The organism is Pseudomonas ovata (assembly GCF_003131185.1).
Lineage (GTDB): Bacteria > Pseudomonadota > Gammaproteobacteria > Pseudomonadales > Pseudomonadaceae > Aquipseudomonas > Aquipseudomonas ovata.
Genome location: NZ_QFFU01000005.1, coordinates 126352 through 142199 on the forward strand (window position 1 = coordinate 126352; position 15848 = coordinate 142199).

The 15848-nt window shown below is 63.1% G+C and carries 14 protein-coding genes and 1 pseudogene; 4 read left to right on the top strand and 11 right to left on the bottom strand.

Features of this window, described 5'->3' with window-relative positions:
• Positions 1–43 precede the first annotated feature (43 nt).
• Complete coding sequence (gene folE2, locus DGA31_RS09205; RefSeq protein ID WP_109512324.1) at positions 44–949, bottom strand: GTP cyclohydrolase FolE2; 906 nt, start codon at positions 947–949, stop codon at positions 44–46.
• 217 nt (positions 950–1166) lie between these two features.
• Here folE2 and DGA31_RS09210 point away from each other — a divergent pair, with 217 nt between their 5' ends.
• Complete coding sequence (locus tag DGA31_RS09210) at positions 1167–2066, top strand: AEC family transporter (protein WP_109512325.1); 900 nt, start codon at positions 1167–1169, stop codon at positions 2064–2066.
• Between the two features lie 37 nt (positions 2067–2103).
• Here the strand turns inward: DGA31_RS09210 and phnN are convergent, their stop codons facing one another.
• The 4 genes and pseudogenes from phnN to DGA31_RS30675 form a co-directional block, all read right to left on the bottom strand.
• Positions 2104–2667, bottom strand: coding sequence for a phosphonate metabolism protein/1,5-bisphosphokinase (PRPP-forming) PhnN (gene phnN / locus DGA31_RS09215; RefSeq protein ID WP_109512326.1), 564 nt, complete (start codon positions 2665–2667; stop codon positions 2104–2106).
• Between the two features lie 125 nt (positions 2668–2792).
• A complete protein-coding gene (gene phnD, locus DGA31_RS09220) occupies positions 2793–3767 on the bottom strand; it encodes a phosphonate ABC transporter substrate-binding protein (RefSeq protein WP_109512327.1) in 975 nt (324 codons plus the stop codon).
• 149 nt (positions 3768–3916) lie between these two features.
• On the bottom strand, positions 3917–4681 hold the full coding sequence (locus DGA31_RS30670) for a methyl-accepting chemotaxis protein (RefSeq protein ID WP_421957958.1): 765 nt from the start codon (positions 4679–4681) through the stop codon (positions 3917–3919).
• A gap of 90 nt (positions 4682–4771) precedes the next feature.
• A pseudogene (locus DGA31_RS30675) lies at positions 4772–5899 on the bottom strand (HAMP domain-containing protein); the annotation flags it as partial.
• A 170-nt stretch (positions 5900–6069) separates the two neighbouring features.
• On the opposite strand from DGA31_RS30675, the gene DGA31_RS09230 reads away from it, so the two are divergent.
• On the top strand, positions 6070–6894 hold the full coding sequence (locus tag DGA31_RS09230) for an HDOD domain-containing protein (protein ID WP_109512328.1): 825 nt from the start codon (positions 6070–6072) through the stop codon (positions 6892–6894).
• A gap of 11 nt (positions 6895–6905) precedes the next feature.
• The gene (locus DGA31_RS09235) at positions 6906–8210 is read left to right on the top strand and encodes an NTP/NDP exchange transporter (protein WP_109512329.1); all 1305 of its coding nucleotides are present in this window, start codon (positions 6906–6908) and stop codon (positions 8208–8210) included.
• On the opposite strand, the gene DGA31_RS09240 is transcribed toward DGA31_RS09235, so the two are convergent.
• Positions 8161–9315, bottom strand: coding sequence for an HPP family protein (locus DGA31_RS09240; protein WP_056840002.1), 1155 nt, complete (start codon positions 9313–9315; stop codon positions 8161–8163). The two genes, DGA31_RS09235 and DGA31_RS09240, sit on opposite strands and share 50 nt — an antisense overlap.
• Before the next feature lie 259 nt (positions 9316–9574).
• The gene (locus DGA31_RS09245) at positions 9575–10579 is read right to left on the bottom strand and encodes an alpha/beta hydrolase (protein ID WP_109512330.1); all 1005 of its coding nucleotides are present in this window, start codon (positions 10577–10579) and stop codon (positions 9575–9577) included.
• 298 nt (positions 10580–10877) lie between these two features.
• Between DGA31_RS09245 and DGA31_RS09250 the strand changes: the two genes are divergently transcribed.
• Positions 10878–11786, top strand: a complete 909-nt coding sequence (locus tag DGA31_RS09250) for a LysR substrate-binding domain-containing protein (protein ID WP_109512331.1) — start codon at positions 10878–10880, stop codon at positions 11784–11786.
• A 36-nt stretch (positions 11787–11822) separates the two neighbouring features.
• On the opposite strand, the gene pstB is transcribed toward DGA31_RS09250, so the two are convergent.
• The 4 genes from pstB to pstS form a co-directional block, all read right to left on the bottom strand.
• Entirely contained in the window at positions 11823–12602 is a 780-nt protein-coding gene (gene pstB, locus DGA31_RS09255; protein ID WP_056840005.1) for a phosphate ABC transporter ATP-binding protein PstB, read from the bottom strand.
• Positions 12602–13495: a phosphate ABC transporter permease PstA gene (pstA, locus tag DGA31_RS09260; RefSeq protein ID WP_109512332.1), complete on the bottom strand. Its 894-nt coding sequence runs from the start codon at positions 13493–13495 to the stop codon at positions 12602–12604. Before pstA ends, pstB begins: the two co-directional genes overlap by 1 nt.
• Positions 13492–14487 (bottom strand): phosphate ABC transporter permease subunit PstC, encoded by a 996-nt coding sequence (gene pstC / locus DGA31_RS09265; protein WP_056840007.1) that lies wholly within the window; start codon positions 14485–14487, stop codon positions 13492–13494. Before pstC ends, pstA begins: the two co-directional genes overlap by 4 nt.
• Positions 14488–14573: 86 nt before the next feature.
• Positions 14574–15593, bottom strand: coding sequence for a phosphate ABC transporter substrate-binding protein PstS (pstS, locus tag DGA31_RS09270; protein ID WP_056840008.1), 1020 nt, complete (start codon positions 15591–15593; stop codon positions 14574–14576).
• Positions 15594–15848: the final 255 nt, after the last annotated feature.

Here is a 15848-nt window from a genome sequence, read left to right on the forward strand (position 1 = left end):
CCCGGTGTGGCCGGGCCTTTTTCAGGTCAACTTCAAATCGGCTTCAGGTCAGGTAATTGGAGGTCTGCGCCACGGCGTCGTGGGGGTGCAGGCTTTCCAGGTGGCGCACGCTGACGCTGGAGGCGGCAAAGCGCCCTTCGAGCGCCTGCTGGATCTTGCGCGCGGCATCTTCGACGTACATGAGGTGCTGCCCGTTAAGGCGGGCAAAGGCCTGTTCATCGGCGCGCTTGACGGCGGTCTGCACCGGCGTACCCAGCGCCGCTTCGGTGGTGTCGATCAACGCCATCAGGTCCAGGCGACGTGCTTGCTCCGGGATGCGCACCTGCACGCAGGCCACGCTGCGCTGGCTGTGCGGTGTGGCGAACGAGGCGTTCTCGCGCAGCCAGACCGCAACCTGCGCCGGGTCCACCGTGCCTTGCCCGGCAAAGCGGGCACGAAACGCCTCTTCGATCAGTTGCCGTGACAACGCCGCCGAGCACGGGCAGGTCGAGGAATAAGTGACCTCGACCGCCACGTCCAGTTGCAGGCGTGCGCCTTGCCACAGCGCCTTGACCGTCACCGGGTACGACTTCCAGCCACTCAGACCGGCGGTCACCAACGCCGGGCGGCGACACAACAGGCTGAAACCCAATTGCAGGCGAGCCTGGGTCGAGTGGCAATCGGCATGGCTGGCGACCATGGCGTCTAACAACGTGGCCAGGGTCTGGGGCGTAAGGGCGTGCTGTGCGGCAAAGGCGTCGAGCAAGCGGTACAGCCGCGACATATGAATGCCCTTGACGCCAGGGTCGGCCAGGTCGACCTGCACATCGGCACGGGCATGGACGCCACGGGTCTGGCCTGGTTCATCAATCTGCAAGGGCAGTTCAATGCCCTGCATGCCGACCCAGTCCAGGGGCATCAGGGCCGCAGAGGTTTCCGTAAGGGCAACATCGGGAAGCGGGCTGTTCATGGGTGAGTGAGTCTCGGTCGAAGCAGCGTCAGGCGGGAAGACGCGACGGCAGGCGGCGCCTAAAATTTGCAACACTATAACATCATGAACCGCACCCAGGTCACGCTGATTTCTGCCCCGTTGACCGCAACCGTGTTTCCTGCAGATGCAACGCACGCGCAGGCCCCGCATACTGCGTGGCTTCACTCGTCATTTCAGCCCAGAAAAGGATCTCATCGTGGCCGTCACCCAAGCCATCCTGCCCATCTTCCTGTTGATCGTCTTGGGGTACGGCCTGGGCCGGCGCAAGGTCATCACCGGCGAAAACGCCAAGGCGCTGAGCACTTTGGCCTTCAAGCTGTTTTTGCCGATGGTGCTGTTCACCGGCATGGTCAAGGCACCGCTGCATGACGGGCTGGACCTGCGCGTGCTGGCGGCCTACTTCGTGCCGGCGCTGGTGATCTTTGTGCTGGTCAACTTGCTGACCCACCACTGGAACCGACGCCCGACGCCCTATGGCCTGACCGCCGCCTTTTCCAATAACGTCCTGATCGGCCTGCCCATGGTTGCCGAGCTGTTCGGGCCACCGGGGCTGGTGCTGTTGTTCACGGTGATCGCGGTGCACAGCCTGCTGCTGTTCAGCTTCCAGAGCCTTTACGAAAGCCTGGCCGGCCAGGCGCCGTTCCGGGTCAGGACGCTGGTGGGCAGCCTGGCCAACCCGATCATCATCGGCCTGTTGCTGGGCGTTGCGGTCAACCTGTCGGGGCTGCCGTTGCCGGTATGGGCCGGGCAGCTCAGCACCTGGCTGGCCCAGGCTGCCCTGCCCTGCGCGCTGATCGTGCTGGGCGCCAACCTGTCCGGCTACCGGCTGACGCCCAGCGCCGAAGCGTTGAGCATCACTGTGGCCAAACTGATCCTGATGCCGCTGCTGGTGCTGCTGGCCTGCCTGCCGCTGGGCATTGTCGGCATGCCGCGCGCGGTGCTGGTGCTGATGGCGGCCGGCCCCAGCGGGGTCAACGTGCTGGGGTTTGCCACTACGCTGGTGGACAGCCAGAAGACCAGCTCGGCGATTGCCCTGAGCACCTTGCTGTCGGCGGCCACCCTGCCGATGTGGATGTGGCTGGCGCAGCGGGTGTAGGCGCGCGGCGAGGTGCCCTTCGCGGCTGAAGCCGCTCCTACGTTTGGCCGGTGGGGTGCAGGTAGTCCAGCAACTGCCGCACGCTGCCCTGCAAGTCGCCGGAGTTGTCCAGCACCCTGACAAACGGCGATTCGCTCAACAGGTCGCTGGTAAAGCGGGCATTGCGCGCCAGGCGCGCTTCGATGTCGGGCAGGCTTTCGCGGCCACGGGCCAGCAGGCGCTGGCGCAACACGTTGTGCTCGACGGTCAGCAGGATGGCCAGCAGGTCGGGGTAGCGCTGGCGGGCGGCCGGCAAATGCCCGCGCGAGCCATTGACCAGCACGTCATGTCCGTCGGCCAGCCAGGTGTCGATCTCGACCGGGATCCCATAGTGCAAGCCGTTGGCCTGCCAGCTCAAGGCAAAGGCGCCTTGCGCCTGCAAGACCTGGAACTGCTCGACACTGACCGCTTCGGCCGCCTCGCCCACCGCTTCCGCCGAGCGCGTGATAACCCGGCGCACCTGGCGGCAGCCGCGAGCGGCCAGGGCCTCACGCGAGGCCTCCAGCAAACTGTCCTTGCCGGAGCCGGAAGGCCCGATGAGATAAATCAACCTGCCCGACATGCACCTGCCCTCTCGCCTGCTCACCGCTGGACGGCCGGCGCGAAGGCGCGGCCTGTTCAAGGCGGCGAATGATAGTCGCTCGGGCGCAGGTTCCATAGCCTGGAAGCAGGCGAGGGACAAAGACACTACGGCGTACGTTTTTCCAGCGCATTGATCCGGTCCTGCAAACGGGCCAGCGCCTCGTCGATTTCACGCAGGCGCAGCGTCTTTTCATCGACACTCAATCCACTGGCGGCCACGTCCGTGCGTTGTTTGAACAGGCGCAACTGCCGGATCGGCAGCAACTGATCGTTGCTGGACGCCGTAAAGCGGGTCTGCTGCAGGCCCTTGAGCACAGCCTTCTGTCGCTCGGTCGTGCCATAGCCCAGAAAGAACGCCCGCACTTTCGCCTTGCTGTCGGGCAGCAGGGATTTGCGCCACACGATCGGGTCGGACGGAATCAGTGGCGATTTCCAGATGATCTTCAACTGTGCCAGTTGCTGTGGATGGGTCAGCGCCAGCCGCTCCCAGTTATCGGAGTTGAACGTGGCCGCATCCAGTTCACCACTGGCGACGCTGAGGGCATTGGCCTGGTGGTTCTGATTGATCGTGCGCTTGAACGCGGTGGCCGGGTCAATGTGCTGGCGGGCAAACACGTAATAGCCTGGCACCAGATAGCCGGAGGTAGAGTTGGGATCGCCATTGCCGAAACGCAGCTGGCGCGACTGGCGCAACAGGTCGTCGACCGTATTGATCGGGCTGTCCTTGCGGGTGATCAGCAGGCCCTGGTAGCCATTGAGCGTGGTCTGGGCAAAGACCTCGGCATCGGAGCGGTCCACCGCCTCCACCGCCGCCATGTTGCCCAGCCAGGCCACATCGACGCGCTGCCCGCGCAGGCCGTCGATCAATTCGGCATAGTCGTTGACGTACACCGGCTGCACCTCGAAACCGGTGGCCTGCGTCATGTCGTCGAAAAAGGGTTGCCAGATACTTTCAAGGTTTTCACGCGACTCGGTAGAGATAATACCGAAATGGAGCGACTGCGCTGCCTGGGCATTGCTCAGCAGGCAGCCGGCCAGGAGGATGACAGACACCAGGTGGCGTCCGATACGGTGAAACATGAAGGCACTCCCGCAGGGGTATTCGGACCGGGTGGATGACCGCGCACAGACGGCTCACCCACTGTACTGCCTGATGATTGCAAGGCAGTGTACCGAGCATGGCAGATTGATAACAATCGGCGTGCGGGAGGCTGCGCAGTGGCGCGCTGTCAGATCCGGAACGAGCCCACCAGTTGTTGCAGGCGTTGTGTCTGCTGCTCGAGCGAGTGGCAGGCCTGCAAGGTCAACTTGAGGTTGTCGACGCCGTGCTGGTTGAGCAGGTTGATCTCGCTGATGTCCATGTTGATCGACTCCACCACGGCCGTCTGCTCTTCGGTGGCGGTGGCCACCGACTGGTTCATGTCGTTGATCTCGTCGATACGCCGGGTCACGCTGCCCAGGCGTTCGCCGGCACGGTTAGCAATCTCCACGCTGGTTTCGCTGTGGCGCTGACTCTGGGTCATGGTCGTCACCGCCTCGCGGGCACCGCCTTGCAGTTGTTCGATCATGCCTTGCACCTGCTGCGCCGACTCCTGGGTACGGTGCGCCAGGTTGCGCACCTCGTCGGCCACCACCGCAAAGCCACGCCCGGCCTCGCCGGCCCGCGCCGCCTCGATGGCGGCATTGAGCGCCAGCAGGTTGGTCTGCTGTGAAATGCCGGTGATCACTTCCAGAATCTGGCCGATATTGACAGTCTTGTCGTTCAGCGCCTCGATATGCGCGCAGGCCCCGCTGATCTTGCCCGACAGCTCGTTCATCGCCGTGATCGACTGCTGCACCACATCACGCCCCTCCCCGGCCAACTGGCTGGCATCGCCGGACTTTTGCGAAGTCTGGGCGGCATTGCGGGCGATTTCCTGGGCGGCGGCACCCAACTCGTTGATCGCTGCCGCGACGCTTTCGGTGCGGTGCGCCTGCTGGTCGGAGTTGCTCATCGACGCGTTGGAGGCCTGCACCACCTGGCTGGCCACCTGGCCCAATTGGCCGGCGGTGGAAGCCACTTCGCGGATCGAAGCGTGGATACGCTCGACAAACTGGTTGAACGAGCGGGCCAATTCGCCGAATTCATCGCCAGAAGTAGCGTCCAGGCGCTTGGTCAGGTCGCCTTCCCCTTGGGCAATGTCACGCATCGCCCGACCCATCTGGTGCAAAGGCTGCATCAGGGCGCGGATCAGCAGGCCCAGAATCAGGATCACCGCCAGCACCACCACCAGCGTGGCGGTGATGGCCGAACGGCGGAACTCACCCAGCATCGCATAGGCCGTGTCGCGCTCCAGTACCAGCGCCACGTACCAGCGGCTGGAGGTGGGGCCCTCGACCGGGGTGAAGGAAATGATCTCGGCCTTGCCCGCCGATTCGATTTCACTGACGCCCGCCTTGACCGGCGGCGTATCGCCCGGATAAGCCTCGCTGAGCGGCTTGAGCACCCGGTTGGCATCCGGGTGAATCAGGATCTTGCCCTCGGCGCTGACGATGAACGCATGGCCGTGCCCACCGAAATTCAGCGAGTTGAGGGTTTTGCTGAGGCTGTCCAGGGACATGTCGGCCCCGGCCACACCGATCAGTTGCCCCTGCTGGCTGACCGGGGTGGCGATGGTCACCACCAGCTTGCCGGTGGAGCTGGCGATATAGGGTTCGGTGACCACGCTCTTGCCGGCACTTTGTGCCGCCTTGTACCAGCCGCGCTGGCGCGGGTCATAGTCGGCCGGGCGGTTGCCGGTGGGGATGGAAAACATCAGCCCGTCGCTGCCACCGAAATAGCTCAAGGCAAAGGTGTCGGTATAGGCCGGCAGATTGATCGCCCGCTGCAACGACACCGGCGCCGGGCCGTCCACGGCAATCTGTTGCGCCAAAGATTGCAGCAGGCGGGTGCGCCCTTCCAGCCAGGTCTGGATGTTCTGTGTGGTCAGGCTGCCCAGTTGCACCAGCTCTTGCTGCACATTGGCCTGCAAGGTCTGGCGTTGTCGATAATCGTTGACGACGATAAAGACGGTAAAGGCCACGCCGACCGTCAAGGCGGCCGCCAGAAGAATTTTTTTGCTGAAGCCCAGACTGCTCATCGCGGCACCCGTTTGGCTGATCGCCACTACCCGTAAGGGCGCCTTGATAGCACACGTCAGGCCGCTTTTCATGACAAATCGGCCAACGGTCATGTAAAAACGACATCATCGATGCGCCGGACGATTGTTCAGCGTTTTACCGTACAGCCGAGTGATTTTTAACCCGGGAATGCGCGATGTTTCTCAACCCGGCAGGCAAAACGTGCAGGCGCGCCAATAGTGGCTATCGTTGCTCTATCCCGACGTGATGAGGATGCGCCCCGATGGATATCGAAAAGCTGTTTGCCGACCTGCAGAGCCTGCCCAGTATTCCCAAGGTCGCCCAGGACCTGATGCTGCAATTTGATAACCCGTCTTCGGACCTGGAGAGTGTGGCGCGCAATATCGAGAAGGACCCGGTGATTGCCGCCAAGATCCTGCGTCTGGCCAACTCGGCGCGCTTTCGCGGCTCGCGGGATTCCTCGAGTATTGAAGATGCCGCCCTGCGCCTGGGCTTCAATACCCTGCGCACGCTGGTGATGGCCTCGGCCGTGACCGGCGCGTTCAAGGCGGTGCCCAACTTCGACCTCAAGGGCTTCTGGCTCAAGAGTTTCCAGGTGGCCGGCATTGCCCGGCTGCTGGCCAAACAGAGCGGCGCGGATGCCGAGATCGCCTTTACCTGCGGGGTCATGCACAACATCGGTGAACTGCTGATCCAGACCGGCGCCCCTGCCGAGGCCGAGCGCCTGAACAACGCCAAGCGCGCTAGCGGCTCGGGACGGGTGGCCAACGAAACCCTGCACCTGGGCTTCGGTTATCCGGAAGTGGGCGCTGAACTGGCCCGGCGCTGGCACCTGCCGCAGGTGATCCAGCAGGCCATCGCCTACCAGGCCAAACCCATGCAAGCCCCGCAAAACGCGCCGCTGCCGCGTATCGTCGCCCAGGCGATCGTCATTTCCGATGCCCTGGAAGAACACGGCGGAGCAACGGCGCAGGCCCAGGAGAGCGTTGATGGCCCGTTGTTTGAAGGTATCGATCTGGCGCTGCTGTTCAATCAGTTGCCGCCGGTCCTGGAAGCCGACAAGGCGTTTGCGCAACTGCTCAGCTGACGCCGCCCTGCATGCCTGACGCCCTCGCCCTGCACCGGACCTTCAATGTGCAGCCCGGTGAAGCGCGGGTCGTCGGCTTGGGGCTGTTGATGTTCATGCTGCTGTTCACCGGCTATTTCATGCTGCGCCCGGTGCGCGAAGTGATGGGCCTGGCTGGCGGCATCGACAACCTGCAATGGCTGTTCACTGCGACCTTTATCGCCACGGTGGTGGCCTTGCCGGTGTTCGGCTGGCTGGCGTCAAGGCTCAGTCGTCCGGCCTTGGTGGGCGGGGTGCTGGGCTTTTTTGTGCTCAACCTGTTGGGCTTCGCAAGCGCCTTGCAGCTCAACCCGGAGAATGTCTGGGTCGGGCGGCTTTTCTATGTCTGGCTGTCGGTGTTCAACCTGATGAGCATTTCCCTGGCCTGGAGCGTGCTGGCCGATGTCTTCACCAGCGAGCAGGCCCGGCGAGTTTTTGCCCTGATGGCCGGCGGCGCCAGCGCGGGCGGCTTGCTCGGGCCGCTGCTGGGCACCCTGCTGGTGGCACCCTTGGGCCATGCCGGGCTGCTGGTGCTGTCGGCGCTGTTGCTCGGCGCCAGCCTGTGGGCGGCACTGGCCTTGCTGCGCTGGCGCGAGGTTGACCCGCTGTCGGATGACGATCAGTGCCTGCGACACAAGCCTTTGGCCGGCAATCCCTGGTCGGGCGCCACCGCAGTGCTGCACTCGCCCTTTCTGCTGGGCATCGCGCTGTTTGTGATTCTGCTGGCCTGTGCCAACACCTTTCTGTATTTCGAGCAGGCGCGCATCGTGGCCGAGCACTTCCCCGACCGCACGACCCAGACCCAGGTGTTTGGCCTGCTCGACACCGTGGTGCAAACGCTGGCCATTCTGACCCAGCTGTTCTTCACCGGGCGCATTGCCCAGAAACTGGGGGTCACGGTGCTGCTGGTGGCTGTGCCGCTGGTGGTGGCGGCAGGCTTTGTGGCCCTGGCCCTGTCACCGGTGTTTGCGGTGTTTGCCGTGGTCATGGTGGTGCGCCGCGCCGGGGAATATGCGCTGGTGCGGCCGGGGCGGGAGATGCTGTACACGGCCATTTCGGCGCAGGAAAAATACAAGGCCAAGAACTTTATCGACACGGTGGTCTATCGCGGCGGCGATGCCCTCAGCGGCTGGCTCAAGCGCGGCCTGGACCTGCTGGGTGATCACCCGGCGCTGGCGATGTTCATCGGCGCCGGGCTGGCGCTGATCTGGGCCGCAACCGGCCTGCGGCTGGGCCGGGCGCATGCGCTTAACTGCGCACAGCCCGGTACAACGCGCGAATCAGGTCAGACTGGGTAATGATGCCCACCAGTTGCTGCTTGTCGTCGATGATCGGGATATGCCGGTGGCCGTTGTCGGAGAACACCGGCACCAGATCGAGCAGCAGGCGGTCGCTGCTGGATACGCGCACGGTACGGGTCATGATCTGGCCCACAGTGCGCACCTCGTCGCTCTTGCGCGGCCGCACCAGCGAGCGCAGGCGCCAAGCGATGCCGTCGTGCACGTCCAGGTCGATCTGGCCCATGAAATCGGCCACGGTGAGAATGCCGAGCAAGTGCTGCTGGCGGTCGGTCACCGGCAGCGCCTTGATGCGCCGCTCGCGCATCAAGGCCCAGGCCTCGCGCAATGAGGTTTCCTGGCGCACGGTCAGCGGTGCCTTGGTCATTACGTCGCTGCAGCGCAACTCGCCCACGGTGCGCTGGAAGTTCAGGGCCTCGACTTGTTCAAGCAGGGACTCCAGGTCATCGCGACTGACATCCAGAATCTGGTTGTAGCGCGTCAGCACCGCGTCCAGGTCGCTGCGGTGCAAGCGCGTTTCGGCCTTGACCGGCATTGGCACATGCGGCCAGCGGCGGCCGGTCAGGTTGTTGTAGATCAGGCCGGCACCGACCAGTAGCAATGAGTCGATCAGCACCGGGCTCAAGGCAAAGTCAAAGCGGTCGCAGCCGACCAGCACCATCAGCAAGGCCGACGCCCCGCCCGGCGGGTGCAGGCAACGCAGGGCCAGCATCAACGCAATCGACAGCCCCACCGCCAGGCCGGCCGCCAGGGTGGCGTCGGGCACCCACTTGCAACAGGCGATGCCGACCAGCGCCGACAGGGTATTGCCGCCCACCACCGACCACGGCTGGGCCAGCGGACTGGATGGCACGGCAAACACCAGCACCGCACTGGCGCCCAGCGGTGCCACCAGGGCCAGGGCCAACAGGCCGTGTTCGTGGGCGGCATGGCCGTTGAGCCACAGGGCGGCGCAAAAAGCGACCAGCAAGATGCCCAGCGCCGCACCGGTGCTGGCACGGACGCGTTCAAGGCTGTCGATGGCATGGGGCGCGGGCCAGAACGCACGCAAAGTGGCGCTCAGGCGGGCCCGCAAGGAGGGCGCGGGTGACGGGGTATCAGGCATGGGAACGGGCAGTCTGCAAAGTCGAAAAAACAGCCGCCAATCGAACGTGGCGGTCAAGGGTTATCGACCGATGGTAACGCGGTTTTTCGGCAAGGGAAATTCCAATACAAAATGTGAACCCGACAGAGGCGCCAGAACCACGGGCCTCATCGCCCGCAAGCGGCCTCCCACAGGATAGAGGCCGGTCGCCGAGGGAGCGCCTGGCCAAAATCTGTGGGAGGCGGCTTGCCAGCGATAGCGATCAGGCCCACGCCGCCCATTACCTGATTTGCAAACCGCTCAACAGCGCTTTATGAAAGCGCTCTGGCTCTTCCATTTGCGGGGCATGGCCCAGGCCCTTGAATTCCACCAACTCAGCACCGGGAATCAGTTTGGCAACCTGTTTGCCCAGGTTCTGGTACTGACCAATCCTGGCCTTGACCTCGGGCGGGGCGATGTCGCTGCCGATGGCGGTGGTGTCGCGGTCGCCGATCATCAGCACGGTCGGCACCTTGAGGTTGGGAAATTCGTGGTACACCGGCTGGGTGTAGATCATGTCGTAGATCAGCGCCGAGTTCCACGCCACCGCTTCACGACCCGGCCCCTTGAACAGGCCGGCGAGCATGTCGACCCACTTGTCGTACTCCGGCTTCCAGCGCCCGTCGTAATAGGTTTTCTGCTCGTACTGACGAATGCCCTCGGCGCTGGTCTTGAGCTCGCGTGCGTACCACTGGTCTACCGTGCGATACGGCACCCCCTGCGCTTTCCAGTCTTCGAGGCCGATGGGGTTGACCATCACCAGCTTCTCGGTCTGCTGCGGGAACATCAGGGCAAAGCGGGTGGCGAGCATGCCGCCGGTGGAGTGGCCGACCAGCGAGACCTTGTCGACACCCAACTGATCGAGCAAGGCGCGGGTGTTGAGCGCCAGTTGCTGGAAGCTGTACTGGTAGCGCGCCGGCTTGGTCGAGGTGCAAAAGCCGATCTGATCCGGCGCGATCACCCGGTAACCGGCCTGGCTCAGCGAGGTGATGGTGGCTTCCCAGGTCGCACCGCAGAAGTTCTTGCCATGCATCAGCACCGCCGTGCGACCGTTGGCCTGGCCGCTTGGCGCGACGTCCATGTACCCCATCTCCAGCGTCTGGCCCTGGGATTGGAAACCGAACTGTTTGAGCGGATGAGGGTAGCTAAAGCCTTCCAGTCGTTCGCCGTAGCGGGGGGTTTCAGCCAGCGCAACCGTGGGCACGGCCATGGCCATGACCAGGGCGGCCATCTTTGCAACGTGCATCGGACAACTCCTTGGGTCAGTGAGAGCAAGCGTACCGGGCGCCGGCAAAGCCTTGTGCCAGACACTTGCAGGGGACAGTTGCAGAATGATTCGCAGCCGAAAAGGTACTGCACACAGACCCCGGCGCCCACATGAAATGCCCTGTATCGTCAGGAAATACATTGCAAGAAATGAACGTACGGCCGACACATCAAGTGTGTGTCGTGCTGGACGTCAGGCTGGCGGTCTTCTTAGACTGCCCACCGACTGGTAGTACCGGGCCCGGCACCGGGTGTTCTGTCCGGGGTGAAGGAATCCTATGAATCGTAACGAGCTGCGCAAGGCGGACATCAACCTGATGGTGGTGTTCGAGACCCTGATGCAGGAGCGCAATGTGACCCGCGCCGCCGAAAAACTGTTTCTCGGCCAGCCGACCATCAGCGCAGCGCTCAATCGCCTGCGCCACCTGCTCAACGACCCGCTGTTCGTGCGCGTCGGCCACCGCATGGAGCCCACCGCCCGCGCCCATGAAGTCCTCAAGCACCTGACCCCGGCGCTGGATGCGATGTCCATGGCCCTGAGCCTGACCCGTGAGTTCGACCCGGCGGTCAGCACCCTGACCTTTCGCATCGGGCTGTCGGACGATGTGGAGTTCGGCCTGCTGCCGGCATTGCTGCACGCGCTGCGCCAGGAGGCACCCGGCATCGTGCTGGTGGTCAAGCATGCCGACTATTGGAATATCTCTGATCTGTTGATGTCCGGCGAGATCACCGTGGGGGTGTGCCTGACCCGCGACCTGCCGGCCAACGCCAAGCGCAAGCGCCTGCGTGCCTGCCAGCCGCGGGTGGTGCGCGCCGATGCCTCGACCACGCCGATGAGCCTGGATGAATACTGCGCACGCCCACACGTGGTGGTGTCGCATGTCGCCAGCGTCAGCAGCTTTGCCGATGAATGGCTGGAGGCGATCGGGCGCAAGCGCCAGGTGGTGATCTCGGTGCCGCGCTTTACCACCCTGCCCGCCCTGCTGGCCGGCACCGACCTGATCGCCAACCTGTCGGACTTCGCCGCCACGGCCATGAGCCGCCTGGGATTGTTGAGGGATGAACCGCTGCCGTTCGAGACGCCCGGGCTGGACCTGTCGATGACCTGGCTGAGCGTGATGGACAACGACCCGGCCGAGCGCTGGCTGCGCGAGCGGATCGAAGCGTTCATGGGGGAGCGGCAATAGGTCCGGCGCCCGGCAGAGGCCGGGCGCCGGGAGGCCTTAGCCGAAACGACCGGTGATGTAGTCTTCGGTCTGGGTCTTGGACGGCTTGGTGAAGATGGTGTCGGTGTCGCCGTGTTCGATCAGTTCACCCAGGAACATGAACGCGGTGTAGTCCGAGCAACGTGCGGCCTGTTGCATGTTGTGGGTCACGATGATCACGGTGAACTGCTCTTTGAGCTCGGTGATCAGCTGCTCGATACGACCGGTGGAGATCGGGTCGAGGGCCGAGGTCGGCTCGTCGAGCAACAGCACTTGCGGACGCAGGGCGATGGTGCGGGCGATGCACAGGCGCTGCTGCTGGCCGCCGGACAGGCCGGTGGCGCTCTGCTTGAGCTTGTCCTTGACCTCGTCCCACAGGGCCGCACCGCGCAGGGCCTGCTCGACGCGCTCTTCCATTTCGCGGCGCGAGAGTTTCTCGTGGTGGCGGATGGCGTAGGCGATGTTGTCGAAGATCGACATCGGGAACGGCACCGGCTTCTGGAACACCATGCCCACGTGGCTGCGCAGGCGGTTCATCGAATAGCCGGGGTCGAGGATGTTCTCGCCGTTGAGCAGCACTTCGCCCTTGGCTTCCTGCTTGGGGTACATCGAGTAGATGCGGTTGAACACACGCAGCAGGGTCGATTTGCCACAGCCGGACGGGCCGATGATCGAGGTGATACGTTTTTCGGGAATCATCATGTCGATGGATTTCAACGACTTCTGATTGTTGTAGAAGAACTCCAGGCCACGTACCTGAATCTTGGTTTTTTCGTTCGCAAGAGAAAGAGTGTTCATCAGGACGCCTTATTGCGCAGAAGAATTAAGCGGGACAGCAGGCTCAGGATCAGTACGAACAGGGTCATGACCAGGGCGCCGGCCCAGGCCAGAGCGTGCCAGTCATCGAACGGGCTCATGGCGTACTGGAAGACCACCACCGGAACGCTGGCGATCGGCTTGAGCAGGTCGCTGCTCCAGAACTGGTTGCCGAAGGCGGTGAACAGCAAGGGCGCGGTTTCACCGGTGATGCGTGCCAGGGCCAGCAGGATACCGGTGACCACGCCCGCCTTGGCGGCGCGCAGCACGATCTGCATGGTCAGTTTCCACTGCGGTACGCCCAGGGCCAGCGCGGCTTCACGCATGGTGGTCGGTTGCAGCTGCATCATTTCATCGGTGGTGCGCACGACCACCGGAATCACCAGCAACGCCAGGGCGATGGCACCGGCAATGGCCGAGAAGCCGATCTGGTGACCGCTGAGCGAGTTGAGCGGCAGGATGACCACGGTGTACACGAACAGACCCAGGACAATCGACGGTGCCGACAGCAGGATGTCGTTGATGAAGCGTACAGCGTTGCCCAGCTTGGAGTAGCGGGCGAACTCGGCCAGCCACACACCGGCCATCAGCCCGATCGGGGTGCCGATCAACAGGCCCATCGTCGACATCAGCAGGCTGCCGTAGAAGGCGTTGGCCAGGCCGCCTTCGGTGCCCGGCGGCGGGGTCATGCCGGTGAACAGTTGCAGGTTGAGCGCGCTGAGACCCTCGATGATGGTGGTCATCAGGATCCACACCAGCCACAGCAGGCCGAACGCCGTGGCACTGCAACTGAGGACCATGGCGATCTTGTTCTTGATATCGCGCTTGCGATACAGGCTTTCGTTGGACTTGGCCTTGGCGATGTCTTGACTCATAACCCCTCCTTGCGCGACAGGCGCGACAGCATCAGACGTGCGAGCGCCAGCACGATGAAGGTCACCACGAACAACAGGAAGCCCAGTGCGATGAGGGCCGAGCGGTGCAGGTCGGTGTACGACTCGTTGAACTCGTTGGCGATCACCGAGGCGATGGAGCTGCTTGGCATCATCAGCGAGCCGGAGAACTGGATCGCGTTACCCAGTACAAAGGTCACCGCCATGGTCTCGCCCAGGGCACGGCCCAGGCCGAGGAACACACCGCCTACCACCGCCGAACGGGTGTAGGGCAGCACGATGTCCCAGACCACTTCCCAGGTGGTGCTGCCCAGTGCGTAGGCCGACTCCTTGAGGGTGGTGGGTACGGTGCGAAACACTTCCTGCATTACCGAGGTGATGAACGGAATGATCATGATCGCCAGCACGATACCGGCGGTCAGCATGCCGATCCCCAGCGGCGGGCCCTGGAACAGGCCACCGATCAGCGGCAAGGCACCCAGGTTCTCGGTGATCCAGGGCGAAATGTGCGCGGCCATGAACGGGCCGAACACGAACAGGCCCCACATGCCGTAGATGATCGAAGGAATGCCGGCCAGCAGCTCGATGGCCGAGGCAATGGGCATGCGCAGCCAGGGCGGCGCGACTTCGGTCAGGAAGATGGCGATGCCGAAACTCACGGGGACCGCGATCAGCAAGGCCAGGAAAGAGGTCACCAGCGTGCCGTAGATCGGCACCAGTGCGCCGAACTTGCCGGCGTTGACGTCCCAATCGGTGCTGGTCAGAAACCCGAACCCGAAGGTCTGGAAAGCCAGGGCACCGCCCCACAGGGTCGACAGGGCAATACAGCCCAGCAGTACCAGAACGAGCATGGCCGAGCTTTGCAGCGTGCGCCGGAACCACACATCATGGCGATGATCCCGCTTGGCGCGCTTCTCGCTCTCGGACATGTCGGCGTTGAGCTCAGTGGACAGGTATTGGGTGTTTTCAGTCATGTTGAATCCACTCGCAAGGAAAATCCCCCATCACCCGACCGTTGGCAGGCCTGATGACAGGGGTGAGGTTCAGGCTTGAATCGTTATTACTTGAACTCAGCTTTCCAGTAGTCCTGCACACGCTTGACCAGCGATTCAGGCAGCGCTACGTAGTCCAGGGCAGCGGCCTGGGTCTGGCCGTTCTGCAGCGACCAGTTGAGGAAGTCGAAGGCAGCCTTGCTCTTCTCTTCGTTCTTGGCCTGCTTGTACATGATGATCCAGGTGGTGGCGGTGATCGGCCATGCGTCATCGCCCGGGGCGTTGGTCATCAGCAGGTTGAAGTCCTTGGCGCTGGCCCAGTCGGCGGTGTCGGCGGCGGCGGCAAAGGCTTTGGCGTCAGGCTTGATGAACTTGCCGGCAGCGTTTTTCAGCTGGGTGTACGACAGCTTGTTGCTGGTGGCGTAGGAGTGTTCGACGTAGCCGATCGAGCCTTTGATCTGCTTGACGTAGGCCGAAACACCTTCGTTACCCTTGCCGCCCACGCCCACTGGCCACTGAACGGTCGAACCGAAATTCAGCTTTTCCTTGAACTCGGGGCTGACTTTGCTCAGGTAGTTGCTGAAGTTGTAGGTGGTGCCGGAGCCATCGGAACGACGTACCACGGTGATCGCGGTGGCTGGCAGGGTGACGCCTGGGTTCAGGGCGACCAGTGCAGGGTCGTTCCAGGTCTTGATTTCACCCATGAAGATCTTGGCCAGGGTTTCGCCGTCGAGTTTCAGCTCGCCGCTTTCGATGCCTTCGATGTTGACAATCGGCACGATACCGCCGATCACGCTTGGGAACTGACCCAGGCCGGCCGCCTTGAGGTCTTCTTCTTTCATCGGGGCGTCGGAGGCGCCGAAGTCAACGGTGGCTGCCTTGATCTGGGCAATACCGCCACCCGAACCGATCGACTGGTAGTTGATGCGGTTGTCAGGCTTGGCCTTGGTGTAGTCCTGCGACCACTTGGAAATTACCGGAAAAACGAAACTTGAACCGGCGCCCGTTACGTCGACTGCGTGGGCCATGCCGCTGAGGCACAGCGAAGCAAGCAGAACAGACAAGCGTGTTTTAGTCAGCAGTGTCACGGGAATACCTCGATCCAGGAGAAATTGTGGGTGGTCACTAAGGAGGCCCGAGGCGAATTTAAAACCTGAAATGTTGCTGTTTAATGACAAACGTTCGGTGCGCGCCCTTTTCAGGCAGCTTTTGTAGGAAAAAACTTACAGGAAAGCGCTCTCCCTCAGCCGTGAAAGCCAATGTTTATGGGGGTCCTGAAGCCTTGGCGGAACTTAATGGCAAACAGCCAATATCAAGCAATGACGGATTGCCATCACTGTAGT